Genomic DNA, 26,959 nt, shown 5'->3' on the forward strand with positions numbered 1-26,959 from the left:
ACTACCCCACGTCCCTAGCCGCGGCTGCCAGCAGTCGACGCTTGGCCTCACGGGACCGCAGGCCGTACATCCGGCCGGCGAACGTGGCCACCAGGGACATGAAATCGTCCAGGAGCTCCTCGACCCCACCGGCCGAACCCTTCGGGTGAAGCACCTCGACGCTCACCCCGTCACGACCGAGTAGAGCCGTCAGCCACACCGTGCCGAACCGGGCCAGCCGGTCCCTGTGCGTGACTCTTACTACGGTGAACTCGCCGGCCGCCGCGCCCTTCAACAGCCGGGTCAGCCCCGGCCGATTCTCCCGCAACCCAGACGCCCTGTCCTTGAACACTGCCACTACCTCGGCGGCAGCGGTAGCCCGCAGCTCCGCCTCCTGGGCCACCAGCGACGTCTCCCGGCCAGCCGCACCCGACACCCGCACATACAACGCCTCACGACGCGGCCGTTCCACCTCACCGCGTCCAACAAACGCGTCAAGCAACGCAGAGTCGAATCGACGCTCCCGACCCACCCACGTCACCGCCACACGTCCCTCATCCGCCCACCGGCGCAGGGTCACAGGATGCACACCGACGTACTCGGCAGCCGGACCCAGGCGCAGCAACGACATGATCCATATAATATCACATAGGACCGCTTAGTTAATTCGCCAATAGTTGCACGCCCTCGGGTTCTGGCTCTGGTCGTTCCTCGCCGCTCCCGAGCCGGTGCCCGAACGACTCGTCGCCCAGGCCCCGGAGGTCATCGTCGACTACATGCTCGACTCGTTGTCCGAGGTACCGGACGCCTTCCCGACCGCCGTCCGGGCGGAGTACGTGGCGAAGCTCGGTGCCCCGGACACCGTCCACGCCATCTGCGAGCAGTACCGGGCGGCCGCCGGGCTGGACTACCAGCACGACGAAGCCGACCGCGGCAAACGGCGGATCCAGTGCCGCGTCCTGGCGCTCTGGAGCCACGCCGGCCCCGTGGCGAGCTGGTATGAGCCGCTGGAGGTGTGGCGGGCCTGGGCCGATCAGGTGGACGGGCGTCCCATCGCGGCCGGGCATTTCCTGCCGGAGGAGGCCCCCGACGAGACGACCCGGCAGCTTCTCGCCTTCCTCACCTGACAGTGAGGATGTGGGGGTGGGGTCACCCGGTCTGGTCTGACTCACCGCCTGACCGACGATGTTGTCCTGCTGAGGATCCGTCGACCGGTTCCGGGTGGCCCCGTTCCTGCACGTCACTGGCAGGGGCGTCGTGACCTGATAGGAGCCTGTGCAAGAGGCCCCGCCACTGTCCTGTCCGCCCGTCCCAGCGGTGCGTGCCGACCCTGTTCGGTGCAAGCGAAAGGGACGACGGTTCCAGCATGACAGCCAAGAAGCGCAAGGTCACCGGCGGCGTCGATACTCACGGCAGAACGCACCACGCGGCCGTAGTTGACCAGACCGGACGTGTACTCGGTGATCAGCAGTTTCCCGCCACTGCGGCCGGTTACCAGCAGCTGCTGGTGTGGCTTCGCACCTTCGCCACGGTGGTGAAGGTCGGTGTCGAGGGCACCGGCGCCTACGGCGCGGGCCTGGCCCGCTACCTGAGCGGCCAGAAGATCACCGTCGTCGAGGTCGACCGACCAGACCGTAAGACCCGCCGGGTGAAGGGCAAGTCCGACCCGATCGACGCGCTCGCCGCCGCCCGCGCCGCGCTGTCCGGACAAGCGTGCGGCGTACCGAAGACCCGAACCGGACCGGTCGAGGCCATCCGCGCGCTGCGGGTAGCCCGCAACGGCGCGGTCAAGGCCCGCACCGCCGCGATCAACCAGCTCCACGGTCTGCTCACCGCCGCACCCGAGCCGCTACGCGCCGAACTCGCCGGCTACTCAGGCGCTGCCCTGATCAACCACTGCGCCGCCCTGACCTACGACGACACCCGGCTCAGCGACCCCGCCGAGGCCACCAAAGCCTCCCTCGCCGCGATCGCCGCCCGGATCCACGCCCTGACCGCGGAGATCACCCTCGCCGACCAGCGACTACGTCCCACCGTCGCCCGCACCGCCCCCACCCTCAGCGCCCTGTTCGGTGTCGGACCCGAGGTCGCCGGTCAACTCCTGGCCACCGCCGGCGACAACCCCGACCGGCTGCGCTCCGAAGCCGCCCTGGCCCACCTCTGCGGCGCCGCACCCATCCCCGCCAGCAGCGGACGCACCGACCGCCACCGCCTCAACCGCGGCGGCGACAGAGCCGCGAACAACGCGCTGCACACGATCGTGCTCAGCCGCATGCGCTACGAACCCCGCACCCGCGCCTACCTCGACAAACGCACCAAACAAGGCCTCAGCAAAAAAGAGATCATGCGATGCCTCAAGCGCTACGTCGTCCGCGAGGTCCACACCGCCCTACTCGCCGACTTCACCGCCCTCGACACCCCTTGACATCCATAGGAGCATCCTCGCGGAGCGGGATCCGTCCGCCCGGACAACGCCCTCGGGGGGACGATGGGTACGTGGACAGCGAGCCGGTCGACTGCGCGCCCGAACAGAAGTTCCCGCGCGCGATCCTGCGGCAGCGCTGGCAGGACCTCACCTTCCTGCACTGGGCCGTCGCGCCCGAACTGGTCGCGCCCCTGCTGCCCGGCGGCACCCGCCCGGACACCCTCGACGGGCTCAGTTACGTCGGGCTGATCGGTTTCCGGCTGGTCGGGCTGGGGCTCGGACGGGGACCGGGAGTGCCGTACTTCGGCAGCTTCTGGGAGACCAACATCCGGCTGTACTCCGTCGACGACACCGGCCGGCGGGCCGTGGTGTTCCGCTCGCTCGACGCGTCCCGGCTGGCCCTGGTGCTGGTCGCGCAGCTGAGCCTGCGGCTGCCGTACAAGTGGTCGGCGATGCGGCTGGACCGGGACGGTGACCGGTACAGCTACCGCTGCCGGCGCCGCTGGCCCGGCCCCGTCGGCGCGACCAGCCGAATGGTGGTCCGGGTGGGTGAGCCGATCGCCCACCCGACCCCCCTCGAGCACTTCGTCACCGCCCGCTGGGGCCTGCACACCCGGGCGTACGGGCGCACGCTGCACCTGCCGAACTGGCATCCCAGCTGGCCGCTGCACCGGGCCGAGCTGCTGCACCTGGACGACGAGCTGGTCACCGCCGCCGGGCTGCCGCCGCCGGCCGGGCCGCCGGCGAGCGTGCTGTACTCCCCCGGCGTCCCGGTCCGGTTCGGCCCACCGGTAACCGTGCGCCGACCCGGCGAGCGACCGACACCGCCCCCTCGGGCGCCACAGGGCGGCGGGTGGCGGTGATCAGCACGTCGACCAGCCGGGCGAGGTCGACAGCGTCCTTCCCGGCGAGGTTCTGCGTCGCCCGAGCCGGTGCATCAGTGGCACGAGCCAGCACGTCTCCCGGCATCAAGGTGTTGAGGGGCGAGCCGCCCGCCGGCGGAGAGCGATCCGGCCGGTGCGCTCCCGCAACTTCCGCGCCGTCTGACCCAGCTCGAACGCGATCCGGGCGGCCTCGTACGCCTCCGCGGTGCCCGACTCGGCCACCCGGCGCTCGCGCAGGTCGTCCCACTCGGCGCATTCCGTCATGCTCGGCCCCTCCACCATGGTCTGCCACTCCGCCAGTCGCTCATCAGCCCAACGACGGTCGGGGCACCGGGTCATGCGTGGCCCTGGTCACGTTCTGATCACTCCCTTCTTATCCATCGGCTTCTACCATCACGTCTCCGGGTCAGAACGGACCCGACCGGATCGGGCTCGGGATGTCGGGTCGGATACCCCGGAGGCTGCCTAGCGTCGATGGCGGAAAGAGGAAGGAGCACCGGGTGCTGGAGCGGCTCAACCAGGCCATGGAGCACATCGAGCGGCACCTCGACCAGCCCGTCGAGGTGGCCGAGCTGGCGCGGATCGCGGTCACGTCGGAGTACCACTTCCGGCGGCTGTTCTCCGCCCTCGCGGGCATCCCGCTGTCGGAGTACGTCCGCCGGCGGCGGCTCACCGTCGCCGGCGCGGAGGTGCTGGCGGGCGGGGAGTCGCTGCTCGACATCGCGGTCCGCTGGGGGTACGGCTCCAACGAGGCGTTCGCCCGGGCGTTCCGCGCCGTGCACGGCATCGGTCCGAGCGAGGCCCGGCGTACGGGGGCGGCGCTTCGCGCCCAGCCCCGGATGTCCTTCCGACTCGTTGTCGAAGGGAGCACCAGCATGCGATACCGGATCGTGGAGAAGGACGAGTTCCGCCTGGTCGGGCGGAAGGCCCGCGTCCCCCTGGTCCACGAGGGGATGAACCCGGCCATCGTCGCGTTCATCCGCGGCATCGACCAGGAGGCCGTACGCCGGATGGAGGCGCTGTCCGACCAGGAGCCGCGGGGCATCGTCAACGTCAGCGACGACCTCGCCGGGAGCCGGGAGGAGGGCACGGAGCTGGACTACTGGCACGGGGTGGTCACCGGTGCCGACATGCCGGAGGACCTGGACGCCCTGCCGGTGGCGGCGGGCAGCTGGGCGGTCTTCGAGACCTCCGGGGAGTTTCCGCAGGCGGTGCAGTACCTGTGGCGGGACGTCTTCACCCAGTGGTTCCCGTCGAACCCCTACGAGAGCCGGCCCGGCCCGGAGATCTCGAAGGTGCGGGTGTCTGCGGACGGCAAGCGGGCCGACGCCGAGCTGTGGATCCCGGTGCGGCGGACCTGAAGATCTCAGCCCTCGGCGGGCCAGGCCCGCCGGAGGGCGTCGAGCGCCGCCTCCCGGTCCGCGCCGAGCAGCCGCGCCTGCCGCAGGTAGGCGGCCGCGTGCCGGTCGAGGGCGCGGTGGCGCTCGTCGGCCGGCACGGCGGCGCCGTCCGCCACCCGGGTGCCGCCGCCGCGCCGCGACCTGACGAGGCCGGCGGTCTCCAGCTCCCGGTAGGTGCGGGCGACGGTGCCGACGGCCAGGCCGAGGTCGCCGGCGAGCTGCCGCAGCGGCGGCAGCCGGTCCCCCGGGTGGAGCACTCCGGCGTGGATCAGGTCGACGAGCTGCCGGCGCAGCTGCTCGTACGGGGGCGTGGGGTCGTCGGTGTCGACCCGCAGGGTCGGTGGCCCGCTCACGCGGGCAGCGCAGCGGGCCGGGGTGCATGGGTGCCAGGGTTCAGGACGGCGGCGGCGCTCCACCACAGGAGCGCGGTCCAGCCCGGGGTGAGCAGGATCAGCAGCCAGGCGGCGACGGTCCACCACGCCGGCCGGCACGGGTTGGCCAGCAGGCCGGCGGCGGTGACGAGGGATACGCCGATCAGCGGGATGGTGACCAGCACTCCGCACGCGCCGGTGACCGCGTACGCGGACCGGCGCCGCTCGGCGTCGTCGGGCACCAGGTCGCCCGCGGCGGCCTGCGGGCGGGGGCGCCCGACCACACGACGCAGTGCCAGCGCGGCGACCAGCACGCCGACGCCGACCACCAGCGCGAGCGGGATGCTGTAGAACGAGCCGGCCCACGGGCCGTGGGAGCCGGTGAACTGACCGCAGTCGTACGCGAGGGAGCGGCCGGCGCGGCCGAGGTCGTCGGTGGCTCCGGCGGCGGTGGTCGCGGCGAGCAGGGCGGTCAGGGCGGCGCCGGCAACGGCCACCGCCGTGAGCGGTCGGCGTGGCAGGTACTGGCGGACCTGCCGGGTCTCCAGCGCTGCCCGGCGGGTGGTGCCGGCGGGGCGGACGGCGCGGCTCTCCCCCGCCACCACGCCGGCCAGCACGCAGAGGCCGAACAGCGGCGCGGCGAGCAGCACGCCACGCCCGAGCGGGTCGTAGCCGGCGGCGACGGCGGCGACAGCCACCCCGAGGATCAGGCCGGTCCACCGCCAGCGCCGCGTGGTCCGCCGGATGTGGGCGGTGGCGGGGTCCGCCGTCGCCGACGGGCGGGTCAGCGCGGCGCCGAGCAGCAGCAACAGCGCGAGTCCCAGGATGGTCGTGACGACCATGGCCGCTCCTCTTGTCTCAATCGTTTGCCACAAGTGAGCATGACCCGACCGTCTCAGTTGTGTCAATGAGCCGATACAAGCAGGTCGGCTGGGTCAGTCCCGCTTCGCCTCGGCGGCGGCCTGCGCCAGGCAGGCCGGCACGTCACCGGCGTGGTACGGGTGCTCGCTCGGCTCGATCCCGGCGAGGAACATCGCGTAGACCGCGGCCAGCCGCAGCGGGGCGATCGGACGCAGCAGCGCCACCGCCCGCTCCGGGTCGGAGCCGGGCACGTGGGCCCGCCACCGGGCCGCCCAGGCCGCCAGCAGCGGCCCGGCCGTCGCCGGGTCGAGGGTCTCGGTGAGCCGCAGGATGTCGAAGGCGGGGTGCCCGACGAAGGCGTCGCCCCAGTCGATGATCACCCGGCGCTCACCGTCGCCGCGCACGTTGCCGGGGTGCAGGTCGCCGTGGACGAGGGTGTCGGGCAGCCCGCAGCGGCGTACCTCGTCGAGGCGGTCGTCGAGGCCGGCGAGCAGGCCGTCCACGGTGGAGACTTCGTGCGGGGCGAGCATGGCGCGGATCCAGCGGGCGAGGGCGGGCCCCCGCCGGTCCGGTACGCCGGCGGCGATCAGCCCGGCGACGTCGTCGGCGGCACGCACCTGGATCGCGTGGTGGTCGGCGGCGACGGCGACCCGCTCGTCGACGCCGGCCGCGTAGCGGTCCTCGCCCGGCACGTGGTCGAGCAGCACCCGGCCCGCCCCGTCGTCGGCGAGCACCGTCGGGGTGACGCCGGGCGCGGCGTGGGCGAGCCAGCGCAGCACCGCACCCTCGTGTCGGAAGAAGACCGGCACCTGCTTGAGCCAGGCGCTGCCGTCCTCGCCGTCGAGGCGCCAGATCGCCGAGAGGTTCCAGGTGCGCTGCTGCGCGACGGTGGCCACCGGTCGGCCGAGGCGGCCCAGCTCGGCGGCGGCCCAGGCGAGGCTGCGGGCCGGGCCGCCCGGCTCGGCCCACGGGGCGCGCAGCGGGTGCGGCGACAGGTCCACCGACACCGGATCCAGTGGGACGGCCGGTCGTTCGGGGACCTGACCCAGGTAGGTGAGGTGGCCGCCGGGCGGCTCCGGCCGATCCGCCGTCAGCAGCCGCAGCACCGCCACGTCGACGCCGTACCGGCGGCGGGCCTCGGCGACCACCGAGCCGACCTCCTGCCACCACGGCTCCGGCACGTCGTACGGGGGGAGGGCGCCCAGCGGCGCGCCGGCGGGGTCGACCAGGACGAGGGTCACGGTGCGGGACACGCGCGGGACGGTAACGCCCGCCGCACCGATCTGGCGAAGGGTTTACCGGGGACCCCTGAGCGGCTCCGGGTCGGGCGTTCCGGGGCCGCTACGGGTATGGCCCGGATGTCCTCGGGTCACCCCACCGCCACGCTGAGGCAATGATTACCACCGATTCCCGGGCGGCCGGGCACGTCAGGTACCCCTGGTTGCGCCCGGCGGCCCTCAGCGCGTCGATGTTGCTCTTCGGCTACGGCGTCCTCCGTCTGCTCGACGGCCTGGACGGGTACCGCGACAAGTCCGGGTGGCCCTGGATGACGGGGCACACCCTGTTCCTGCTCGGCATCGTCCTGTTCGGGGTGTTCATCGTCGAGCTGCGCCGCCTGCTGCTGGCCACCTCGCCCCGGCAGCGGCTGCTCACCGAGGTGGCGACCGTGGCCGGGCTGGTCGGCGCGGCCGCGTTCGGCTGGGTGATCCTCGGCGACCTGTTCCCGCGCTTCGCCGACGCGGTGCCGCCGCCGGACGTGGTGCTCATCGGCGGGCCGGCGCTGTTCCAGCTGGGTCTGCTGACGCTGCTGGTCCGGGTGGCCGTCGGCCGGCTGCTGCCGGTGTGGGCGCCGGTGCTGGTGCTGGTCGGCTTCGTCGCGATCGCGGTGGACCTGGACCTGCTGCCGGTCGGCGCGGCGCTCGTCTTCGGTGGACTGCTTCAGATCCGGCGGCCCGAGCCCTGAATCCGGCGGGATCGACGGCCCGTCCCCGGAGAACCGGGTCAGACGTAGGCCGGGCGCCAGGTGCCGCCGTGGTCGGCGCAGGGTCCGCGCGGCACGCCGGTCATGCTGACCAGGCCGTCGTTGCACTGGACCATGTATCCCTTGCCGTTCCAGAACGTCTCGACGCAGTCGAACCAGTCGCAGACGTCCGTGGCGGGGTCATAGACGTAGGAGCCGCCGCAGTAGTTGTAGCCGTACGGATTCTCCGGCGCGCCGCAGCGGTCGATCGCGGTCGGGCTCGGCGAGCCGGCGGACGGGCTCGGACCGGGGCCGCCGGTGCCGCTGGGCGTCGGCAGACCCGAGGGCGTGACTCCCGGCCCGCCCAGGGTCGGGCTCGGCGCGCCCGACGTGGCCGGTCCGGAGCTGGGTGCCCACGGCGCCGTACCGGGCCGGGAGCTGCCGGGCGCGCCGGGGCCGTCGGTGGCAGCGGTGGAGCTGACCGGCGCGCCGACGCCGGTGGACGGCGACGGTTCGCTCGGGCCGGTCGGGGCCGGGCCGGGTCCGCCGTCGATTTCCATCCCGACCACCGGCCGATCCGCCGTGGACCAGCGCACCGCGCCGGCGACCGCCGCCACAGCCACCAGCACCGCGACGGCGGCGACCAGCCCCGGGCGGGCGAGACGGGCGACGACCGGGGCTTCGGCCGGCGCGGCCGGCGCGGGGTCCGCGGGTCGGGTACGCCAGTGCGCCACCACCGCCTCGTCGAGCCGGTCCAGCAGCGCGTCCCGCGCTCCTGTCGCCTCGGCGTACGCGAGGGTGAGTCGCAGCCGGAAGGCGGACGCGGCGGCCCGGGGCAGCCGTACTCCCGCGATCCGGCCCCCGTCGTGCGGGTGCAGCAGGGTGTACGGCTCGCGGGGATCGTGCGCCACGCTGGCAAGCTGCGCGTACGCCCACTCCCGGATCCCGTCGCGGCCGACGAGGATCAGCCGTCGGTCGGTCACCACCGCCGTCCCGGCGTCGACCACGGCCACGCCCCTCGGCAGCCATGGCGACCGGCCGGTGTCCTCGATGGGAACGACGGTCAGCTCGGGCGCGGGCAGACCGGCGGCGTGCCGGGCCGTCACCTCGATGAGGTCCGCCGCCGGCTGCACCGCGGCCACGACCTCGCCCTGCTCCAAGGGCACGGGCAGCCCGGCTGGCGGTTCCCCCCGTTCCTCGGGCTCCTCGGCCCAGGCGCAGACCTGCCGCAGTTCGTCGTGGCGTCGTCGCCACGCCTCCATCGCGGACTCGTACGCCGTGCGCCGCCGCTCGTTCTCTCGTCTGGTCCACCGGGTCCGCCAGCCCGAAGCCGTGCCGTCCGTCGCCGTCACCGGGTCGCCTCTCATCGCGAAGGGTTTCCGCGTCAACCTGATACAACCGCGCGGGCCGGTGCAGGACACGCCGTCGCCGTGGACCGGTTCGGTTGATTCATTACGGTCGAACGGTGGATGGCGGGCAGCCGGACGCGGGGCGGCGCGTGTCGAGGAGACGGTCTTCTTCCAGGCCGGCGGGCTGGCGGTGGTGCTCTGGGGGCGCGACAAGCTCACCGACGACGCGGGCGGTGTCGCGTTTGGGCGCCGGGGTGGACAGCGGAGCGTGGATCAGGTCCAGACGGTGCGGCGGACGCCCAGGTGACCGGCGCAGGCCTCCGGCTGGCCGCCGGTCAGACTGATCATCCCGTCGCGGCACTGCAGCAGGTAGCCGCGGCCGGACCAGAAGCCCGGGGCGCACTCGAAGTAGTCGCAGATCCGCCCGGCCGGCTTCCGGATCCGGTAGCCGCCGCAGAAGTCGTACCCGAAGGGGTTGGCCGGGGCGCCGCAGCGGCGCTCGCCGGCGGGCCGTGGTGCGGCGGTGCGGGACCGTGCGGGTGTCGGCGCGGCGCTGGTCTTCTTCCGCGGTTTCGGCGGGATCGTGGCGTCGACCTGCACCGCGGGCGCCACCGGTTGCGGTGCGGGGGTGGCGGTGGCCGCCGGGGTGGCGGCGGAGGCGACGTCCGAGCCGGGCCGCACCGGCGGGTTGGACTCGAAGAGGATCGCCGGCACCACCAGAGCGAGGGCCGCCGCCACCGCCACGGTGCGCCGGCCGCCCGGCACCCGCGCGAAGGGCCGGGCCTGCGCCGGGGTGACGATGCCCGGCCGGAACGGCTGGGTCTGGGCGTGTTCGGCGATCAGCTCGTCGAGCTGGGCGACCACGGCGGCCCGCTGCTCGATGGCGTCGGCGAAGGCCAATGTGAGCTTGAACCGGAAGTCGGCGATCGCGCTGGTGGGCAGCAGCAGGCCGGAGGTGCGGCGCCGGTCGAGCACCTGGATCAGCGTCACCGGGGCCGCCGGGTCGTGGGCCAGCCCGGTCATCCGCCCGTACGCCCAGTCGCGCCGGCCGCGCCCGCCGAGCAGCACCAGCCGGCGGTTGGTGAGGACGGCGAGCCCGGCGTCGGTGACCTTGAGGCCTTCCGGGCGGCGCGGGCGCAGGGCCGGCGGGTCCGGGTCGACGGTCAGCTCGGGGGCCGGCAGCACGGCGGTGTGCCGCACCTCGACCAGTTGCGCGGCCGGCAGTGTCCAGAAGACGACCTCGCCGGGGGCCAGCTCCATCGGCAGGCCTACGCCCGCCTCCGCCGAGCCCTGGAAGGAGCCGGCGAGGGTATACAGCCGACGCAGTTCGTCGTCGCGCCGCCGCCACGCCTCGTCGGCGTCGCGGAAGGCCCGCTGCCGCCGGTCGTTCTGCCGGTGCGCCCACCGGTAACGCCAGGTGGAACCCGTCGAATCAGTCTTCGTCACGCCGACTCCTCCGCCGCGCGAGCCCACCAATCGGGGTGTCATTCACATCAACTGTGACAGAAGGCCGATAAGACACGCGAAAGTCGCTATTCCGACCGATCGGTTGATTGACGCGCACGATAGGCGGAGCCCGCCGCGTTCGATTCCGGGGGCGGGAGCGGGTGTGCTCCGGGTCGGACCGCTTCACCGTGCGAGGGGGTCCCGGCGTCGGTAACGTCAGCCACAGTCGGGGTGCGCCGTGGCCTCGGGGCGAGGGAGGTGGACCGGTGAGCGACACGACCTCCACCGTCGTGGTCGGCGTGGACATCGGCACCACCAGCACCAAGGCCGTCGCGTACGACTCCGACGGGCGCCAGCTCGCCACCCATTCGGTCGGCTACCCGCTCGACGAGCCGCACCCGGGCTACGCCGAGCAGGACCCCCGGCTGATCCTCGACGCGGTGGTCGAATCGATCCGGGCCGTGGTCGCCGAGCTGTCCGAGCCGATCGCCGGGCTGTCGTTCAGCACCGCCATGCACAGCCTGATCGGGCTGGACGCCGACGGCATCCCGCTCACCCCGTCGGTCACCTGGGCGGACTCCCGGGCCAGCGCGCAGGCCGAGCGGCTGCGCGCCGTGCCGTCCGGGCTGGCCCTGCACCGGCGCACCGGCACGCCGGTGCACCCGATGGCGCCGCTGCCCAAGCTGGTCTGGTACGCCGAGCAGGAGCCGAAGCTCTTCGAGCGGGTCGCGCACTGGGTGGGCATCAAGGACTACGTGCTGCTGCGGCTGGCCGAGGCGCTGGTCACCGACCACTCGGTCGCCTCCGCCACCGGCCTGATGGACATCCACAAGCTGGCCTGGGACGCCCAGGCGCTCGGCGTCGCCGGGATCACCGAGGAGCAGCTGCCGCAGCTGGTCCCCACCACCACCGTGCTGCCCGGCCTCACCGCCGAGGCGGCCGCGGCGACCGGCCTGCCCGCGGCCACCCCCCTCGTCGTCGGCGCCGGGGACGGCCCGCTGGCCAACCTCGGCCTCGGCGCGGTCAAGCCCGGCGTGGTCGCCTGCTCCATCGGCACCTCCGGGGCGATGCGGGTGGCCGTCGAACGGCCCGGCGTAGACCCGCTCGGCGGCGTGTTCTGCTACGCGCTAACCGAGAACCGCTGGGTGGTCGGCGGCGCGATCAACAACGGCGGCATCGTGCTGCAGTGGGCCGGCGACGCGCTCGCCCCCGAGCTGGGCGAACACGCCGAGGAGGAGCTGCTCGACCTGGCCGCCCAAGCGCCGGTCGGCTCCGGCGGGCTGATCATGCTGCCGTACCTGCTCAGCGAGCGGGCGCCGCACTGGAGCGCGCTGCCCCGCGGCGCGTACGTCGGGCTGACCCATGGCCACCGGCGCGCGCACCTGGTCCGGGCCGCGCTGGAGGGGGTCTGCCAGCAGCTCGCCCTGGTGCTGGGTTCGGTCCGCGCGGCCGGCAACGAGGTCCGGGAGATCCGCGCCAGCGGAGGCTTCGCCCGCAGCACGCTGTGGCGGCAGATCCTCGCCGACGCGCTCGGCATGCCGGTGCGCTTCCCCGCCGGGCACGAGGGGTCCAGCTTCGGCGCCGCACTGCTCGGCATGCAGGCCCTCGGCCTGATCGACTCGATCGACGTCGCCGCCGACCTCGTGGAGATCGACGAGACGGTACGCCCCGACCCGGCCTCGGCGGCCACGTACGCGGCCCTGCTGCCGCTCTTCTCCGAGCTGTACGACGCGCTCGTTCCGACGTTCGCGTCGCTGCGACGGCTGGCGCCGAGCCTGCCGCCGGAGCCACCACCCACCGCTCTTCCCATGTGATCGCCCGTCCCGAGGCACGGACGACTACCGAAGGTCGTGATAGCCGTGGTCACAGTGCTCGCCGCGCCGGCGGAGCCGCTCACCAACGCCGGGAACACCCAACTGATCATCGCGGCCCTGCTGGGCATCGCCGCGGTGGTGCTGCTCATCGCCTGGGGCAAGGTGCACCCGTTCCTCTCCCTGATCCTCGGCGCGGCCGTGCTCGGCGTGATCGCCGGCGTGGCCCCCGACAAGATCGTCACCTCGTTCAGCGGCGGGGTCGGCTCCACCGTTGGCGGGGTCGGCCTGCTGATCGCCCTCGGCGCGATGATCGGCGGCCTGCTCGCCGAGTCCGGCGGCGCGGACAGCCTCGTCGAACGGGTGGTCAGCCGGGTCTCGGGCACCGCCCTGCCGTGGGCGATGGCCGGGGTCGCCGCGCTGATCGGCCTGCCGCTCTTCTTCGAGGTCGGCGTGGTGCTGCTGGTGCCGATCGTGCTGCTGGTGTCCCGGCGGACCGACGTACCGCTGATGAAGATCGGCATCCCGGCGCTGGCCGGCCTGTCCGTGCTGCACGGCCTGGTGCCGCCGCACCCGGGCCCGCTGGTCGCGATCGACGCCCTCGGCGCCAACCTCGGCCAGACCCTCGCGCTGGGTCTGCTGGTGGCCATTCCGACGGTGATCGTCGCCGGTCCGGTCTTCGGTAACTTCATCGCCCGCTACGTGCCCGCCACCGCGCCGGAGGCGCTGCTGCCCACCCGGCGGCCGCTGGCCGCCGCCGGCGGGCGGGGACCCGCGCGCGGCCCGGTCGACGCCGACGGGGACCTGGTCGCCGAGGACGACCTGGTCAACCCCGGCACCGGCCGCCCCGGCGAGCCCATCGACGAGGCCGCCACCGAGCGGGTACGCGCGCGCCGAGGGCCCGCCCTGTGGGCCGCGGTCGTCACGGTCCTGCTCCCGGTGGTGCTGATGCTGCTGCGCGCGATCGGCGAGCTGACCCTCGACAAGGGCACCGGGGGACGCAAGGCGCTGGACATCGCCGGCACCCCGATCGTCGCCCTGCTGGCCGGCGTCATCTTCGCGATGATCTTCCTCGGCTACCGGACCGGCTTCAGCCGCGCCCAGGTCTCGGGTTTCCTCGGCGGTTCGCTGCCGCCGATCGCCGGCATCATCCTGATCGTCGCCGCCGGCGGCGGCTTCAAGCAGGTGCTGGTCGACGCGGGCGTGGGCAACCTGGTCGCCGACGCGGCGAAGGACGCCAACCTCTCCCCGCTGCTGCTGGGCTGGCTGGTCGCGGTCGGCATCCGGGTCGCCACCGGCTCGGCCACGGTCGCCACCATCACCGCCGCAGGCATCGTCGCCCCCCTCGCCGCCACCCTGGACCGGCCGGAGGTGGCGCTGCTGGCGCTCGCCATCGGCTGTGGGTCGCTGTTCTTCTCGCACGTCAACGACGCCGGATTCTGGCTGGTCAAGGAGTACTTCGGGCTGACCGTCGGGCAGACCATCAAGAGCTGGTCGGTGATGGAGACGATCATCTCGGTGGTCGGCTTCGTCGGCGTCCTGCTGCTCGACCTGGTGTTGTAGCGGCAGCGGACCCGGATCGCGCCCGCGCTGCGGGCCGAGGACTGTTCGGACTCACGGCGCCTCGACGCCGGAGATGCGGTACCTGTGCACCTCGGCGCCGAGGATCGCCACCGTCTGCTCCTCCGCCGGGCCGGACCCGCGGAAGGCGAGCAACTGCTCGTCGGTCTCCCACCGCTCGTAGACGTTGACCCGGCCCGGCTCGATCAGGTCCGCGCTGACCGCGAAGTCCACGCAACCCGGCGCGGAGCGCGCCTGGCGGACCGCTTCCACGCAGGAGGCCAGGTAGGCGTCCCGGCCGTCCGGGTCGACGTAGAGACTGCCGGCGACGATGAGCACTGGTGGCCTCCCGTGGTGAGCCCTACCCGTCAGGGCCATCCTGGCACGTCAGGCCCGGCTGATCGCGTTGGCGTGGATGGCCTCGCTCAGGTAGGCGGCCAACCCCGGCCGGATCTTCTCGTAGTACGCGGTGAACCGCGGGTCCGCCACGTACATGTCGGCCAGCCCAGTGTGGATCTCGTAGCTGCACTCGTAGAACCAGCGGCTGATGAGCTGCCGGTGCTCCTCGGCCAGCTCCATCGCCTCCGGGCTGTCGGCCGGCGCGCCCGAGTCCATGACGGCGGCGACGCGCCGCCCCCACTCCTCGTTCTCCGCCTTGTTGCGCAGCCAGTCCTCCTTCGAGTAGCTGGCCGTACGCCGGTTGGACTCCCGGTACGCCTCGCTGTCGCCCCAACGCTGCTCCGCCTCCTCGGCGTGCGCGTCCGGGTCGAAGTCGCCGAAGACCTCGAACCGCTCCTCCGGCGTGAGCCTGATGTTCATCCTTCTCGCCTCCATCGCCACCTCGATCGCCGCGACCATCTCCTGGAGCTTGCCGATCCGCCCGCTGAGCAGCTCGTGCTGCCGGCGCAGGTGCGCCGCCGGGTCCGCACCCGGGTCGTCGAGGATCGCCGCGATCTCGTCCAGCGGGAACCCCAGCTCCCGGTAGTAGCGGATGAGCTGCAACCGCTCCAGGTCCGCGTCGTCGTAGCGGCGGTAGCCCGCCGCCGTCCGGCCGCTCGGCGAGAGCAGCCCGATCTCGTCGTAGTGGTGCAGCGTCCGCACCGTCACCCGGGCCGCCTTCGCCACCTGACCCACCGTGTACGCCATGGTTCCCTCCCTTCCGCGACCAAGGCTCCCGCCTGCCGTTACGTGAGGGTCAAGTCCGATTCTGCGGCCCCGCCGCCGGAGGTGTCCGGGGAACACGATCGCCCCCGGTCTCCCGAGGGCGCGGGAGACCGGGGGCGATTGGTTCGGGGCTGGTCGGGTCAGGTGGTGACGCGCTCCCGGGCCTGCTTGGGGGCGGCGAAGGTCTCGGTGGCCGGGGTCCGGAAGGCGTGCACCAGGCCGGCGAGCGAGAGCAGCAGGAGCAACGCCGCGCCGAGGTACATGGCCAGGGCGCCCTGCCCTGCCTTGCGGCCGAACTCGCTGAAGCCGTACGAGGTGAGCAGCATGCCGCGCAGCGTCTCGCCCTTGAAGACGGTCTCCCGCTGGGCGGTGGCGGCGGCGAGCTGCTTCTGCAGGTCGGCGAGGTTGGCGGCGTTGGTCTGCTCGGCCTGGGCCACCTGCGCCTTCAGCGCGGCCTCCGGCCCGCCCAGGTCGGCGTACGTCCTGCCGCCGCCGATCGACTTGAGGTGCAGGCCGATGAACTCGTTGGCGTAGCACTCGGCCTGCTTGCCGGTGTTCAGCTGCTCGCCGGCGTACTCCCGGAGGCAGTCGGACTTCTTCTCCTCGTCGGTCAGCTGGTCGGCCGGCTTGAAGCTGATGTGCTGCGCGCTGAGCTGGTCGTGCACGTAGGTGTTGGCGAAGTTGGCGTTCGTCGTCAGGACGATGCCCACGACGAGCAGCAGGACCGCGAGGCCCAGGCCGCCGATGCTGAACAGCAGGTCCAAAGTCCGTCGCTTCATGGGGGGCTCCTGTATGGATGATGGCGCTTCTCGGTGACAGTTCCATCGTCGCGGTGCGGGAGCCGCTGGGAGCAGGGTCGAACCCCCTGTCCCGGTCGGGACCTTCGGCCTGTGTCGGACGGGCCGGGTTGCCGGTCAACGGGTGACGTCGACCGGGGTCAGCGTGGCCAGCAGCTCCGGCAGGGGGGCGGGGCGGCCGTACCGGAAGCCCTGACCGTGGACGCAGCCGATCGCGGTGATGGCCGCGTGCTGCGCGTCGGTCTCCACCCCCTCGGCCACCACGGCCAGGTCGAACGCGGCGGCGAGCCGGTTGACCATGTCCACCGTGGCGTACGCCCGCGGGTCCTCGGCGCCCAGCCGGGCCACGAAGGAGCGGTCGACCTTCAGCTCGGTGGCCGGGATCCGGTGCAGGTAGCTCAGCGAGGAGTAGCCGGTGCCGAAGTCGTCGATGGCGATCCGGATGCCCAGCTCGCGGAGCTGGCGCAGCTGGTCCAGCACCGCGTCGCTCCCCTCGATCAGCGCCGACTCCGTGAGTTCCAGGGTGAGCGCGCACGGTGGCAGGCCGGCGCCGGCGGTGGCGGCCTGGACCGTGGCGATCAGGTCGGGCCGGCGCAGGTGCGCGGCGGCGATGTTCACCGCGACGGTCACCTGGGGCGCGCGTTCCCGCCAGGCGGCCGCGGCCCGGCACGCCTCGTGGATCACCCAACGGTCGACCGGCAGGATCAGCCCGGTCTCCTCGGCCACCGGCAGGAACTTCGCCGGGGCCAACACCCCGAGCCGGGGGTGCCGCCAGCGGACCAGCGCTTCAGCGCTACGGACCACGCCGGTGGCCAGGTCGACGATGGGCTGGTACTCCAGGTGCAGCTGCCCCTCCTCGACGGCGCGGCGCAGGTCGGCGATCAGCTCCGCGCGGCTCACCGCCGACTCGCGCAGTGCCGGCGTGCACGTCTGGTAGGCGGACTTGCCGGCCGCCTTGGCCGCGTACATGGCAATGTCGGCGTCGCGGAGCAGGTCGGTGTGGGAGGTGTGCTGCGGCCCGTACTCGGCGATGCCGATGCTCGCCGACGGGTTGAGGCCGAAGTCTTCCTCGCCGGGCAGCGGCTCCAGGGCGGTGAGCAGCCGTTCGGCGAGCCGCTCCGGCGGGCGGTCGGGCTCGACCAGCACCGCGAACTCGTCGCCGCCGAGCCGGGCGATCATCCCGTCGGTGCCGGTGGCGTCCCGCATCCGCTCGGCGATGCTGGCCAGCAGCCGGTCCCCGGTGGCGTGCCCGAAGCGGTCGTTGACCTGCTTGAACCCGTCCAGGTCAAGCAGCAGTACGGCGACCGGCGCCTCGTCGCGCAGGGCGCGGCGCAGCCGCCGGTTGAAGGTCAGCCGGTTGGGCAGGCCGGTGAGCTGGTCGGCGTAGGCGAGCCGGCGCAGCCGGGCCACCAGCCGCAGGTTCTCGTTGGCGGCCAGCCCCTGGCGCAGCGCCAGCACGCCGAGCAGCGCCATCATGCCGAGGAAGACCAGGTGCGGGGTCTGGCCGGTGGGCCGGCGGGCGAGCACCACCGCGACGATCGCCCCGCCGACCGGCAGGTACGGCAGGGCCACCCGCCACCAGGGCGGCAGCGGCGACTCGGCGGTCTCCTCGCCGCCGTCGCCGCCGGCGGGCGGCCGGTATGCGGTGGCGGCACCGATCAGCAGGTAGCTCAGCGGCCAACACACGTCGATCGGGTGGCCGGGGGCGTAGCTGCCGTGCACGACGAGCGAGACGTAGCCGGCGTCGGCCGCGGCCCGGGCGGCGAGGCTGGCCCCGATCACCGCCCACGCGCGCCACATGGGCCGGAACGGCCCGGCGACCGCGACCAGGATCGTCAGCTGGATCAGGTCGAACATCGGATAGAGCAGCCCGAGGGTGCGCATCGGGTCGGTGAGGTCGGCGGCGGCGACGTCGCGGAACACCACCACCCAGCCGATCGGGATCAGGGCCAGCCCGACGATCACCCCGTCGAGGAGGGTCCGGGCCTGCCCGACCAGGCTGCGCGGGGCGGCCAGCGAGCAGAGCAGCGCGGCGGTGCCGGTGACGATGCCGGCGGTGAAGATGCCGCCGATCAGGGGCGTGTGGGGCAGCTCCCGGCCACCGAGCCGTTCCACCGTCCACAGGATCCGGCCGAGCGCGGCGAGCGCCATGGTGACCGCGAGCAGCGTCCAGAACCGGCGCAGCGTCGGCGGGTGCCGACGGGCCACGCCGACACAGGCGACCGCCGCCCAGCCCGCCACCGCCACCGCGCCGAGGTCGCTGACTTCGGCCGCGCCGGGCAGCCCGGCCACCAGCCAGCCGGCTTCTCCGAGTACGACGACCGCGGCCGCGACGAGACCGACGCGGCCGGACAGCGTGGGACGGGCCACGACGGCGTGGCTCACGTCCTGCGGCAGCACAACTATTCGCTCCGGCTCTCTCTCAGACGTGCACCCTCGACGATGAGGACCGGTCACGGGCGGCGAACGCCGCAAGCGTAGTCACCGCCCGATGCCGCCGCCAGAGCCGATCGGCAACCGTCACCCGCCCGATCAGGACGGTGACCCGCTGTCGCCCTGCCGGTAGAGGGCGACCAGCACGCCGTACCGGGGCGCGTCCGGGCCGGCCTCCTCTGCGCCGCCGACGAGGTCGTCCAGGGTGGCCCGGAGCCGGTCCGCCTGGGCGGGGGTGAGCCGGAGGTGGCGCAGGTGCAGCAGCGGGTCGCGGTCGGTGGCGATCTGCTGGGCGACCGCGTTGAGCAGCGCGGCGGTGGCGTCCAGGTCGCCCGCCTCGCCGATCATCCGGCGGAAGGTGCGCTCGTGGTACTGCTCGGTGCCGCCGCGCACCTGCCGTGAGTGACCGACCCGGACCATGCCGGCCTCGGCCAACACCTTGAGGTGGTGGGCCACGGTGCCCTTGGCTGTACCGAGGCCGGTGGCGAGCTGGCTGATGGTGGCGGGCCGCCTGCCCAGCGCGAAGAGCAGCCGGTGGCGGAATGGGTGCGCGAGCGCCTTGAAGTGGGCCGGGGTGCGGACCTCCAGCACCTCGTCGGGGATCTCCTCGGTCACCGATAAAGCGTCCATTTCTCTTGACGCTTTGTCAATCTGGCTGCTGTACTGCGAATCCCACAGTGGAACACGATCGGGGGCAACCGATGCGACAGGACGAGATCGCCGAGGTCGTGGAGCGGACCGCGAAGCTGGTCGCCGAGCACTACGTCTTTCCCGAGGTCGCCGAGCAGGTCGCCGCGCACCTGGGCGACCGGCTCCGCGCCGGCCGGTACGCCCACGTCCCCGACCCGCGCACGCTCGCGGAGCTGGTGACCGAGGACCTCCAGTCGGTTAACGGCGACCTGCACCTGCGGCTCAAGCACCACGTCACGGCGCTGCCCGACCGGGACGAGGAGCCCGACCAGGACGCGTGGGCTCCGCTGGCCGCCGCCACCATGAGCGGGGTGGCCCGGGTCGAACGCCTGGCCGGCAACGTCGGCCTGCTGGAGATCCGGCCGTACCTGTTCCCGCCGCAGCTCGGCGGGGACGCCATGATGGCGGCGCTGCGCCTGCTCGTCGACACCGACGCGCTCCTGCTTGACCTGCGCGGCAACCGGGGCGGCAGCCCGGACATGGCCGCGCTGGTCTGCGGCTGGTTCTTCGCCGAGCCGGCGCACCTGCTCACGATGCACGACCGGACCGGCGGGGCCCGCCAGTCCTGGAGCGCCGCGTACCTGCCCGTTCCGCGGTACGCCGTCGACAAGCCGGTCCTCGTGCTCACCGGCCCGGAGACCTTCTCCGGGGGCGAGGAGTTGGCGTACGACCTCCAGCAACTCGGCCGGGCCACGGTGGTCGGCGAGCGGACCAGGGGTGGGGCACATCCCCGGACCGGGTACCGGGCCCACCCGCACCTGGAGGTCACCGTGCCGGTCGCCCGGCCGGTCAACCCGGTGAGCGGCACCAACTGGGAGGGCTGCGGGGTGGCCCCGGACGTCCCGGTCACCGCCGCCGAGGCGCGCGACGTGGCGTACCGGAAGGCACTGGAGGCCCTCCTGGCCGACGACCCACGGCGGTCGACGGCGGACGAGGCGCGCGAGGCCCTGGCCGGTCTCTGAAGCGGACCGACGGCCACGGTCCGGCCCGGTGGGACGACGGGGCGGACCTCCGCCGGCCGCTTTTGGCGGGTGACGTGGCTACCCGGGGTGGCGGGCCAGCACGTAGAGGCGGCGGGTCGCCGCCTCCTGCGGGTACGCGACCCGCTCCAGCCGCGCCTCGACCGCGAGCCCGGCGTCGGTCAGCGCCGCCACCACCGTCTCGGCCGCGAAGAAGTGGAAGTCCACGTCCACCCGGTGACCCCACCACTCGTCCAGGTGCCGGACCTCGGAGCCGAGGTGGACCGCGACCAGCAGCGGTGCGCCGGGGCGCAGGACCCGCCGCAGCTCCGCGCAGGCCGGGCGCAGCTCCCCCGGGTCGAGGTGGATGACCGAGTAGAGCGCCACAGCCGCGCCGAACTCGCCGTCGTCGGCGGGCAGCCGCAGCAGGTCACCCTCGCGGAACTCCGCCGCCGGGTACGCGCGCCGGGCCACCGCCACCATCTCCGGCGACAGGTCGATCCCCACCGCGCGGACACCGTGCCCGGCGAGCCAGGCCGTGACGTGCCCGGGCCCGCAGCCCAGGTCGGCGACGACCACGCCCGGCCCGGCCTCCTCGACCAGCGCCGCCAGCAGCGCCCGGTCCAACGGCTTGCCCGCCAGCTCGTCGGCGAGCCGCGACCGGTACTCCTCGGCCACCGTGTCGTAGCTGCGCCGAACCCGATCGTGACCACCGCTCATCGGGCCAATATGGCACGGTCCACCGTGGATGGCCGGGATGCCTGCCGCGACCTCAGGCCCACTCCTCCGCCGGTTCACCGTCGTCGCCTCCGGGAGTGGCGACCTCGGAACCGCCATCGACGTAAGCCGCCGGCCCGTCCGCCGGCGCCGCGGCGGCAGGCGGCCCACCATGCGTCCACGGGGTCTCCTCCGCCGCGGGGAAGTTCCCCGCCGGCAGGAAGGCGTCCGAGAGGGTGGTGAAGCAGAGCCGCTCCCCCACCTCCGGCACGCTGCCCGGCGGCGCGGCCAACCCCCGGCCCATCCCGCCGGACAGTTCCAGCACCACCTCGGTCTTGCCGTCCGCGCCCGGCGTCACGAAGGCCACCCGGGCCTTCTGCGCGGGGCGGGTCGGCGAGTACAGGGTCGCCCCGACCGGCACCAGCACCGGTTCGGCGGTGACCACCTGGATCCGGGGGCGCAGCACGGGCCGCTTGCCGGTGTCGTCCACCCGCTTCGGATCGACCAAGGTCACCTCGCCGACGAACGCCTCCCCGGTCAGCCGGTGCTCGGCCATCACCAGCGGATCGTCGTAGGCGCGCTGCACCGCGTACGAGGTGAGGGCGCGTTCCAGCCGGTGCAGGCGCACGGCGGCGGCCACCGCGCCGTCCCGGCGCGGCTGCGGGCCGCCACCGGCGTCGACGTGCTCGGCGTACCCGGTGAAGGCGTCCTTGTCGCCGTCCCACCGGCCGGCCACCCGGGCCCCCGGTGGCAGGGCGCGCAGCAGCCCCACGCCGCGCCACATCAGCTCCCAGGTGGGCGCGAGCTGGTCGCGCAGCAGGCGCTCCAGCTCCGCGTACGCCGCCGCGCGGGCGACCGGGTCCGCCTCGGCGTCCGCGTACGCGGCGATGGCCGGGGCGAGGCACTTGTTGTCGAAGTCCGGGTCGGTGGCCGGGCCGGCCGGCGGGCAGACCGCCGGGTCCTCGGCCCGGGCGGCCGCCTCCGCGCCGGTCAGCCCGGCCGGTGGGCGATCCAGCCGAGCAGCGCCGGCAGGTGCAGGTCCTCCACCGGGCTCTGCCCGGTCGCCCAGTGCAGGGTCAACGCCTCGGTCATCGCCAGCAGCGCCGCCGAGCCGGGGTGTTCGGCCCGCTCGGCGAAGAAGGTCAGCCAGCGGCCGAGCAGCGGCACCGACGGGTGCACCGGGTGGTCGCCGTCGGGCCGCCGGAACCGGGTGGAGCGGCCGAGCAGCCGCAGGAAGGTGACCCCGGCCGGGTTCGGCACCAGCAGCTGCGGCGCGTCGACGTACCGGTGGCGGACGTCCCGGCCCCGGTCGGTGGGCACCGCCTCGGCGACGCCCCGGAACGTGTCGAGGTACGGCAGCACGATGCCGGCCAGCTCGGCGGCGAAGGCGAACCGCTGCTGGCGGTTGCGGGGCTGCGGCACGATGAGCAGCCGCGCCTCGTCCGGCGCCGCGCCGACCAGGGCCGCCAGGGGGGCGTTCGCCTCGCCGGCCATGGCCAGCGGCACCAGCACCAGCGGGCGTTCCGCCAGGTGCAGGTGCCGGACGGTGGCGACCGGCTGGGCCACCCCGGCGGCGAGGGCCTGCGCCTTCGCGAGGGCGCGCAGCGTACTCATGCGGGGTTTCCGGTCCGGGCGTCGGCGCGCAGGCGGGCGGCGGCGCGCAGCAGCGCGGCGGCCTCCCCCTGCTCCGGCTCGGGGGTGCGAACGCCTTCGGCCAGCGCCAGCACGTCGGACACCTCGGCGATCCCGCCCAGCGCCTCACGGACCGGGCGGCCCAGCGCCGTGGTGTGCCCGCGCGCCTCGTGCCGGCAGAAGTACGCCAGCTCGCAGGCGGCCAGGCACTCCGGCGCGTAGCGGGCCTCCACGCGGGACAGCGCGGCGACCAGCGTGGCCGGGTCGGCGGTCAGGTCGGCGGTGAAGTCCGCCGGCACGTCGGCGAGCAGGGCGTCGATCCGGGCCATCCGGTCGAGCTGGCGACGCAGCACCAGCAGTTGTTTGCGGACGTCGAGCAGGCTGGCCACCGGCTGGTTGGCGAAGTCGCGCGGGCAGACCAGCACCACGTCGGGCGACACCTGCTCCGGGTCGTGTCCCTCGGCGGCGAGCAGCTGGCGCAGCGCCAGCACGTAGACGGCGGACTGGATGGCGGCGGCGGAGACCTTCACCGGGTCGGCCTGCCCGTCGATCACCGGAAAGGACTTGATCTCCACGACGTGGAACCGGCCGGCGAGCCGGGCGGCGACCAGGTCCGGTTCCAGGTGCACCCGCTGGCCGGCCACGTCCAGGCCGAGCAGCGGATGGTCGAAGAGCGCCGCGCCCTCGCCCGGGTCGGTCAGCGCCGCCCGGGACCGCTCGTGCCGGTCCGGCAGGTCTTCGGCGCCACCGAGGTCCGTCCAGCTCGCCCCCGCCGGCACCGGTACGCCCAGCCGCTCGGCGACCAGCCGCAGGAGTTCCACCCCACCGTCGGCCTTGACCTGCGCCTCGAACGCGTTGCCACGGGTGATGGCGAAGCGGGACTGGCCGAACCGGGCCGGGAAGCCGATCCGCTCGGCCAGCTTCGGCTTGTCCACCCCCGCGCTGTCCAGCACGGCCCGGCGAGTGCAGCCCGGGTTGCCGGTCAACGCGGCGATGGTCCGCGCGTTGTGCCGCCGGGGCGACACCCCGCCGCGGATCTGGGCCAGTCGCTCGGCGCTGCTCGTCATGATCCGCCAGGATAGGCGTTCTTCGTACGGGGCTGAAGATCACAGGCCGGTCAGCGGCCGGCGGAGCGGTTCCAGGGCGAGCGGGGGGACTCGGCGCCGGCCGACGGCCGGCTGCGACGACGGCGCCGACGGCCGGGCGTGCAGGGCGGCCGGGAGACGGTGTGCACCGGGGCGGTGGCCGGGACGACCGGCTGCCGGCCGATCAGCCAGCAGAGGAAACGGGCCATGGTCAGCCGACCGGGAGGCGCTGCGCCTCGGCCCGGGCGATGTCGTACTCGGCGCCGCAGAAGGTGCACTGCTGGGTGTACCGGGTCCGCACCGGGATCAACGGGACGAAGAAGAGGGTGAACTTGGTGGCCCGGCGGGTGATCACCTGGGCGGCCTGGTTGCCGCAGTTGCGGCAGACCTGGGTGACGACACCGGACTGGTCGACCTTGGTACGGAGCCCGAAGATGAAGAGCATCGTCCGGCAGTACCCAGCCGGGCCCGAAAAATCACCACCGAAAATTCTGGTAGGCAGGTGTCCGGATCCGCGCGTGCCGTTCGTCATGCTGCTGCAACCACGACATGGAGGAGCGCACCGATGAAGTACCTGATGTTCGTCTGCACCGACACCGAGCCGGACGCCGACCCGACCGCCGCCCCGGACATCGACGAGTGGGTGGCCGAGCGGGACGGCAAGGGCCAGCGCCTCATGGGCAGCGTGCTGGGGCCGGCGTCGGCCGCCACCACCGTCCGGGTACGCGACGGGGAGCTGCTCCTCTCCGACGGCCCGTTCGCCGAGACCAAGGAGGTGATCGTGGGCTTCGACCTGCTCGAGTGCGCCGACCTGGACGAGGCGATCGAGGTGGCCCGCGCCCACCCGATGGCGTACAGCGGCCGGCTGGAGCTTCGGCCCCTCGTGGACCTGGACTGACGCCGGTGATCGACGCGGCCGAGGCGGTCGCCGTCGCGGGTGCCGAGGCGTACCCGCGGATCGTGGCGACGCTGATCCGCGTCACCGGGGACTGGACGCTCGCCGAGGACTGCGCCCAGGAGGCGCTGGCCACGGCGCTGGAGCGCTGGCCCCGCGACGGCGTACCGGCGAATCCGGGCGGCTGGCTGCTGACGGCCGCCCGGAACCGGGCCCTGGACGTGCTGCGCCGGGCCACCGTGGAACGCCGCAGGCTGCGCGACCTGGCGCTGCTCACCGACCCGGAGCGGGCGCCGGCCGAGCCGGAAGGGGACGTGGTGGACGACCGGCTGCGGCTCATCTTCACCTGCTGCCACCCGGCGCTGGCCCTGGAGGCGCGGGTGGCGCTGACGCTGCGCACCGTGGCCGGGGTGCCGACCGCCGACATCGCCCGCGCCTTCCTGGTCACCGAGTCCACCATGACCCGGCGGATCACCCGGGCCAAGACGAAGATCGCCACGGCCGGCATCCCGTACCGGGTGCCGACCGGGGCCGCGCTGGTCGAGCGGCTGCCGGGCGTCCTGGCCGTGCTCTACCTGCTCTTCACCCGGGGGTACGACGCCGACGGCGAGCCCGCCTTCGCCGCGGAGGCGATCCGGCTGGCCCGGCTGCTGGACCAGCTGATGCCGGCGCAGCCGGAGGCAGCCGGGCTGCTCGCGCTGTTCCTGCTGCACGACTCCCGCCGGGCGGCCCGCCGCGACGCCGGCGGCAACCTGCTCACCCTCGACGAGCAGGACCGATCCCGCTGGGACCACGCCGCCATCGCGGAGGGCCGGTCGCTGCTGGACCGGGCCGGCCACGGTCCGTACGCCCTCCAGGCCCGGATCGCCGCCTGCCACGCCACCGCGCCGACCGCCGCCGACACCGACTGGCCGGCCATCGCCCACTGGTACGACCAGCTGGCGCGGCTCCGCCCGACCCCGGTGATCCGGCTCAACCGGGCGGTGGCCCACGGTTTCGCGTCCGGCCCGGCGGCCGGGCTGGCGCTGCTGGCCGAGGCCCGCGCGGGCGGCGCGCTCGACGGCTACCCGCCGGCGCTGGCGGCGGAGGCCGAGTTCACCGCCCGAGGGGGTGACCCCGCCCGCGCCGCCGCGCTGTTCCGGGCCGCCGCGGCCCTGGTGAACTCCGCCGCCGAACGCACGGCACTGGTCAAGCGCGCCGACGGCCTGACCGTCGGCGGCCCGTGACCGCGCGCGGCACGGGCGGGCGAGCCGTTTCGGCTCGGCGACGTCCCTGAACGTGGTACGACAGCCGGGCGCGGAACAGCGACCGACTCTCGGAAGGGCATGCCGATGCCGGCGAGCGACGCTGGAGTGTTGCGCGATCCCACCAGCCCGCAGCACGTGACATTTCTCGAGCTGTTCTTCGACCTGGTCTTCGTGTTCGCGCTCGACCGCGTCTCCCAGGGCCTGATCGACGAGCTGGACTGGTCGGACCTGGTGGAGGCGATCGTGCTGCTGCCCGCCGTCTGGTGGATCTGGATGATGACGGTCTGGATGACGGACCGGCTGGATCCGGAACGGGCCTCGACCCAGCTGACCGTCATCGGGATCATGCTGGGCAGCCTCGTCCTGGCATCCGCGGTGCCGGACGCCGTCGGCCGCCGCGGCTGGTTCTTCGCCGGCATGTACGTCGCCGTTCAGCTGGGGCGCAGTCTGTACCTGGTGGTCGTCCTGCGCCGCCACGAGTTGCGCCGCCCGAGCCTGCGTACGCTCTTCTGGTTCGCCGTGTCGGCCGTGCCCTGGCTGCTCGGCGCCGCGAGCAGCGGGGGGCTGCGGCTGGCTCTGTGGGCGCTCGCCATCACCATGGACTATGTTGCGGCCCGACTCGACTATCCCACCCCTTGGGCCGGCCGATCCCCGATCTCAGAGTGGGGGCTCGCTGCGGCGCACATGTCCGAGCGGTTCCGACAGGTCGTCATCGTCGCTCTCGGCGGCACCATCATCGTCGCCGGAACCACCTTCGGGGCGAGCGACTTCGGTCTCCACAGTGTGGTGGCGCTGGTGATCTCCTTCGCCGTCACCGGTCTGCTCTGGCGGATCTACATCTACCGGGCAGGTGAGCTGATGTCCCAGGCGCTCGCCCGGTCGCCGAATCCCGCACACCTGGGCCGCTCCACCGCGTACACCCATCTCCTCATCGCGGCAGCCACCATCACCGTCAGCGTCGCTGACCGGCTCGTCATCGCCCAGCCACTGGCGCGCCCGAACGCGTCCTGGACCGCGGCGATCATGGCTGGGCCGGTGCTGTTCCTGCTTGGCCGGGCCCGCCTGGAGTACACCGTGTTCAGCCGGGTCGCGTACTCCCGACGGATCGGGCTCGCCGTGCTGGTGGCCGTCACTCCCGTGATGATCGCCGTACCGCCGCTGGCGGTCGCCGCGACGATGGTGGCGATCCTCCTCGGGGTTGCCGCCGGCGACGTCGCCGGCTGGCGCCGCAATCCAAGCACCCCGACTCCGCCGGGCGCCCCAGCGGGCTGACAACCAGCCCGCCGCTGGGCCA

At 73.7% G+C, this 26,959-nt stretch carries 26 protein-coding genes and 1 pseudogene; 11 read left to right on the forward strand and 16 right to left on the reverse strand.

From position 1 onward, the window contains the following. Window position 1: 1 nt before the first annotated feature. Window positions 2-610, reverse strand: a complete 609-nt coding sequence (locus tag GA0070613_RS03590; RefSeq protein ID WP_197699043.1) for an IS607 family transposase — start codon at window positions 608-610, stop codon at window positions 2-4. Window positions 611-656: 46 nt separating this feature from the next. On the opposite strand from GA0070613_RS03590, the gene GA0070613_RS03595 reads away from it, so the two are divergent. The 3 genes from GA0070613_RS03595 (at window position 657) to GA0070613_RS03605 (ending at window position 3,267) form a co-directional block, all read left to right on the forward strand. Beyond that, the gene (locus GA0070613_RS03595; protein ID WP_089010980.1) at window positions 657-1,106 is read left to right on the forward strand and encodes an alpha/beta fold hydrolase; all 450 of its coding nucleotides are present in this window, start codon (window positions 657-659) and stop codon (window positions 1,104-1,106) included. A gap of 239 nt (window positions 1,107-1,345) precedes the next feature. Further along, on the forward strand, window positions 1,346-2,404 hold the full coding sequence (locus GA0070613_RS03600; protein ID WP_089010981.1) for an IS110 family RNA-guided transposase: 1,059 nt from the start codon (window positions 1,346-1,348) through the stop codon (window positions 2,402-2,404). Window positions 2,405-2,475: 71 nt separating this feature from the next. Continuing rightward, complete coding sequence (locus tag GA0070613_RS03605; protein ID WP_089010982.1) at window positions 2,476-3,267, forward strand: YqjF family protein; 792 nt, start codon at window positions 2,476-2,478, stop codon at window positions 3,265-3,267. Window positions 3,268-3,372: 105 nt separating this feature from the next. On the opposite strand, the gene GA0070613_RS03610 is transcribed toward GA0070613_RS03605, so the two are convergent. After that, entirely contained in the window at window positions 3,373-3,552 is a 180-nt protein-coding gene (locus GA0070613_RS03610; protein WP_157746264.1) for a hypothetical protein, read from the reverse strand. A gap of 236 nt (window positions 3,553-3,788) precedes the next feature. On the opposite strand from GA0070613_RS03610, the gene GA0070613_RS03615 reads away from it, so the two are divergent. After that, window positions 3,789-4,649 (forward strand): AraC family transcriptional regulator, encoded by an 861-nt coding sequence (locus GA0070613_RS03615; protein WP_089010984.1) that lies wholly within the window; start codon window positions 3,789-3,791, stop codon window positions 4,647-4,649. A gap of 5 nt (window positions 4,650-4,654) precedes the next feature. Here GA0070613_RS03615 and GA0070613_RS03620 read toward each other — a convergent pair whose 3' ends face one another. The 3 genes from GA0070613_RS03620 to GA0070613_RS03630 all read right to left on the reverse strand — a co-directional run bounded on the left by GA0070613_RS03620 (window position 4,655) and on the right by GA0070613_RS03630 (window position 7,173). After that, window positions 4,655-5,041, reverse strand: coding sequence for a GntR family transcriptional regulator (locus GA0070613_RS03620; RefSeq protein WP_089010985.1), 387 nt, complete (start codon window positions 5,039-5,041; stop codon window positions 4,655-4,657). Beyond that, on the reverse strand, window positions 5,038-5,901 hold the full coding sequence (locus GA0070613_RS03625; RefSeq protein WP_231929656.1) for a hypothetical protein: 864 nt from the start codon (window positions 5,899-5,901) through the stop codon (window positions 5,038-5,040). The genes GA0070613_RS03620 and GA0070613_RS03625 overlap by 4 nt, the downstream gene beginning before the upstream one ends. Before the next feature lie 93 nt (window positions 5,902-5,994). Continuing rightward, on the reverse strand, window positions 5,995-7,173 hold the full coding sequence (locus GA0070613_RS03630; protein WP_089010986.1) for a phosphotransferase family protein: 1,179 nt from the start codon (window positions 7,171-7,173) through the stop codon (window positions 5,995-5,997). Between the two features lie 140 nt (window positions 7,174-7,313). Here GA0070613_RS03630 and GA0070613_RS03635 point away from each other — a divergent pair, with 140 nt between their 5' ends. Then, window positions 7,314-7,883: a hypothetical protein gene (locus tag GA0070613_RS03635; RefSeq protein WP_089010987.1), complete on the forward strand. Its 570-nt coding sequence runs from the start codon at window positions 7,314-7,316 to the stop codon at window positions 7,881-7,883. A 38-nt stretch (window positions 7,884-7,921) separates the two neighbouring features. Here the strand turns inward: GA0070613_RS03635 and GA0070613_RS03640 are convergent, their stop codons facing one another. Beyond that, window positions 7,922-9,232, reverse strand: coding sequence for a hypothetical protein (locus GA0070613_RS03640; RefSeq protein WP_157746265.1), 1,311 nt, complete (start codon window positions 9,230-9,232; stop codon window positions 7,922-7,924). Between the two features lie 270 nt (window positions 9,233-9,502). Next, window positions 9,503-10,675 carry a hypothetical protein gene (locus GA0070613_RS03650; RefSeq protein ID WP_089010990.1) on the reverse strand — a complete coding sequence of 391 codons (1,173 nt, stop codon included), beginning with the start codon at window positions 10,673-10,675 and terminating at the stop codon, window positions 9,503-9,505. Between the two features lie 266 nt (window positions 10,676-10,941). Here GA0070613_RS03650 and GA0070613_RS03655 point away from each other — a divergent pair, with 266 nt between their 5' ends. Next, entirely contained in the window at window positions 10,942-12,489 is a 1,548-nt protein-coding gene (locus tag GA0070613_RS03655; RefSeq protein WP_089010991.1) for a gluconokinase, read from the forward strand. Between the two features lie 45 nt (window positions 12,490-12,534). Further along, window positions 12,535-14,049 (forward strand): GntP family permease, encoded by a 1,515-nt coding sequence (locus GA0070613_RS03660; protein WP_089010992.1) that lies wholly within the window; start codon window positions 12,535-12,537, stop codon window positions 14,047-14,049. A 51-nt stretch (window positions 14,050-14,100) separates the two neighbouring features. Here GA0070613_RS03660 and GA0070613_RS03665 read toward each other — a convergent pair whose 3' ends face one another. From GA0070613_RS03665 to GA0070613_RS03685, 5 genes are all read right to left on the reverse strand, one after another. Next, a complete protein-coding gene (locus tag GA0070613_RS03665; RefSeq protein ID WP_172875749.1) occupies window positions 14,101-14,424 on the reverse strand; it encodes a putative quinol monooxygenase in 324 nt (107 codons plus the stop codon). 9 nt (window positions 14,425-14,433) lie between these two features. Further along, window positions 14,434-15,192 (reverse strand): MerR family transcriptional regulator, encoded by a 759-nt coding sequence (locus GA0070613_RS03670; RefSeq protein WP_089010994.1) that lies wholly within the window; start codon window positions 15,190-15,192, stop codon window positions 14,434-14,436. 158 nt (window positions 15,193-15,350) lie between these two features. Beyond that, on the reverse strand, window positions 15,351-15,989 hold the full coding sequence (locus GA0070613_RS03675) for a hypothetical protein (RefSeq protein WP_089010995.1): 639 nt from the start codon (window positions 15,987-15,989) through the stop codon (window positions 15,351-15,353). A gap of 135 nt (window positions 15,990-16,124) precedes the next feature. Continuing rightward, window positions 16,125-18,392: a putative bifunctional diguanylate cyclase/phosphodiesterase gene (locus GA0070613_RS03680; RefSeq protein ID WP_172875750.1), complete on the reverse strand. Its 2,268-nt coding sequence runs from the start codon at window positions 18,390-18,392 to the stop codon at window positions 16,125-16,127. Between the two features lie 147 nt (window positions 18,393-18,539). Continuing rightward, window positions 18,540-19,055 carry an ArsR/SmtB family transcription factor gene (locus tag GA0070613_RS03685; protein ID WP_231929657.1) on the reverse strand — a complete coding sequence of 172 codons (516 nt, stop codon included), beginning with the start codon at window positions 19,053-19,055 and terminating at the stop codon, window positions 18,540-18,542. An 86-nt stretch (window positions 19,056-19,141) separates the two neighbouring features. Between GA0070613_RS03685 and GA0070613_RS03690 the strand changes: the two genes are divergently transcribed. Further along, window positions 19,142-20,092: a S41 family peptidase gene (locus GA0070613_RS03690; RefSeq protein WP_089010996.1), complete on the forward strand. Its 951-nt coding sequence runs from the start codon at window positions 19,142-19,144 to the stop codon at window positions 20,090-20,092. A 78-nt stretch (window positions 20,093-20,170) separates the two neighbouring features. Here the strand turns inward: GA0070613_RS03690 and GA0070613_RS03695 are convergent, their stop codons facing one another. The 4 genes and pseudogenes from GA0070613_RS03695 to GA0070613_RS03710 all read right to left on the reverse strand — a co-directional run bounded on the left by GA0070613_RS03695 (window position 20,171) and on the right by GA0070613_RS03710 (window position 23,968). After that, complete coding sequence (locus GA0070613_RS03695; RefSeq protein ID WP_089010997.1) at window positions 20,171-20,809, reverse strand: class I SAM-dependent methyltransferase; 639 nt, start codon at window positions 20,807-20,809, stop codon at window positions 20,171-20,173. A gap of 52 nt (window positions 20,810-20,861) precedes the next feature. Continuing rightward, window positions 20,862-22,420: pseudogene (locus GA0070613_RS34290) on the reverse strand (hypothetical protein). Then, window positions 22,417-23,505, reverse strand: a complete 1,089-nt coding sequence (locus GA0070613_RS03705) for a hypothetical protein (protein WP_089010998.1) — start codon at window positions 23,503-23,505, stop codon at window positions 22,417-22,419. Before GA0070613_RS03705 ends, GA0070613_RS34290 begins: the two are co-directional and overlap by 4 nt. 229 nt (window positions 23,506-23,734) lie before the next feature. Further along, window positions 23,735-23,968: a zinc-ribbon domain-containing protein gene (locus GA0070613_RS03710; protein ID WP_089010999.1), complete on the reverse strand. Its 234-nt coding sequence runs from the start codon at window positions 23,966-23,968 to the stop codon at window positions 23,735-23,737. 120 nt (window positions 23,969-24,088) lie between these two features. Between GA0070613_RS03710 and GA0070613_RS32895 the strand changes: the two genes are divergently transcribed. From GA0070613_RS32895 to GA0070613_RS03725, 3 genes are all read left to right on the forward strand, one after another. Continuing rightward, window positions 24,089-24,421 (forward strand): YciI family protein, encoded by a 333-nt coding sequence (locus tag GA0070613_RS32895; RefSeq protein ID WP_089011000.1) that lies wholly within the window; start codon window positions 24,089-24,091, stop codon window positions 24,419-24,421. 8 nt (window positions 24,422-24,429) lie between these two features. Further along, window positions 24,430-25,644, forward strand: coding sequence for an RNA polymerase sigma factor (locus GA0070613_RS03720; RefSeq protein WP_089015727.1), 1,215 nt, complete (start codon window positions 24,430-24,432; stop codon window positions 25,642-25,644). A 129-nt stretch (window positions 25,645-25,773) separates the two neighbouring features. Further along, a complete protein-coding gene (locus GA0070613_RS03725) occupies window positions 25,774-26,937 on the forward strand; it encodes a low temperature requirement protein A (RefSeq protein ID WP_157746266.1) in 1,164 nt (387 codons plus the stop codon). The last annotated feature ends 22 nt before the right edge of the window (window positions 26,938-26,959 follow it).

The sequence above is a fragment of the Micromonospora inositola genome (assembly GCF_900090285.1).
GTDB classification, from domain to species: Bacteria; Actinomycetota; Actinomycetes; order Mycobacteriales; family Micromonosporaceae; genus Micromonospora; species Micromonospora inositola.

Coding starts and splice junctions, on each gene's coding strand:
- GA0070613_RS03710 (WP_089010999.1), bottom strand. CDS start 23,968: ATGCTCTTCATCTTCGGGCTCCGTACCAAGGTCGACCAGTCCGGTGTC.
- GA0070613_RS03675 (WP_089010995.1), bottom strand. CDS start 15,989: ATGAAGCGACGGACTTTGGACCTGCTGTTCAGCATCGGCGGCCTGGGC.
- GA0070613_RS03670 (WP_089010994.1), bottom strand. CDS start 15,192: ATGGCGTACACGGTGGGTCAGGTGGCGAAGGCGGCCCGGGTGACGGTG.
- GA0070613_RS03695 (WP_089010997.1), bottom strand. CDS start 20,809: ATGAGCGGTGGTCACGATCGGGTTCGGCGCAGCTACGACACGGTGGCC.
- GA0070613_RS03665 (WP_172875749.1), bottom strand. CDS start 14,424: ATGGCCCTGACGGGTAGGGCTCACCACGGGAGGCCACCAGTGCTCATC.
- GA0070613_RS03690 (WP_089010996.1), top strand. CDS start 19,142: ATGCGACAGGACGAGATCGCCGAGGTCGTGGAGCGGACCGCGAAGCTG.
- GA0070613_RS03590 (WP_197699043.1), bottom strand. CDS start 610: ATGTCGTTGCTGCGCCTGGGTCCGGCTGCCGAGTACGTCGGTGTGCAT.
- GA0070613_RS03610 (WP_157746264.1), bottom strand. CDS start 3,552: ATGACGGAATGCGCCGAGTGGGACGACCTGCGCGAGCGCCGGGTGGCC.
- GA0070613_RS03635 (WP_089010987.1), top strand. CDS start 7,314: ATGATTACCACCGATTCCCGGGCGGCCGGGCACGTCAGGTACCCCTGG.
- GA0070613_RS03600 (WP_089010981.1), top strand. CDS start 1,346: ATGACAGCCAAGAAGCGCAAGGTCACCGGCGGCGTCGATACTCACGGC.
- GA0070613_RS03705 (WP_089010998.1), bottom strand. CDS start 23,505: ATGACGAGCAGCGCCGAGCGACTGGCCCAGATCCGCGGCGGGGTGTCG.
- GA0070613_RS32895 (WP_089011000.1), top strand. CDS start 24,089: ATGAAGTACCTGATGTTCGTCTGCACCGACACCGAGCCGGACGCCGAC.
- GA0070613_RS03625 (WP_231929656.1), bottom strand. CDS start 5,901: ATGGTCGTCACGACCATCCTGGGACTCGCGCTGTTGCTGCTGCTCGGC.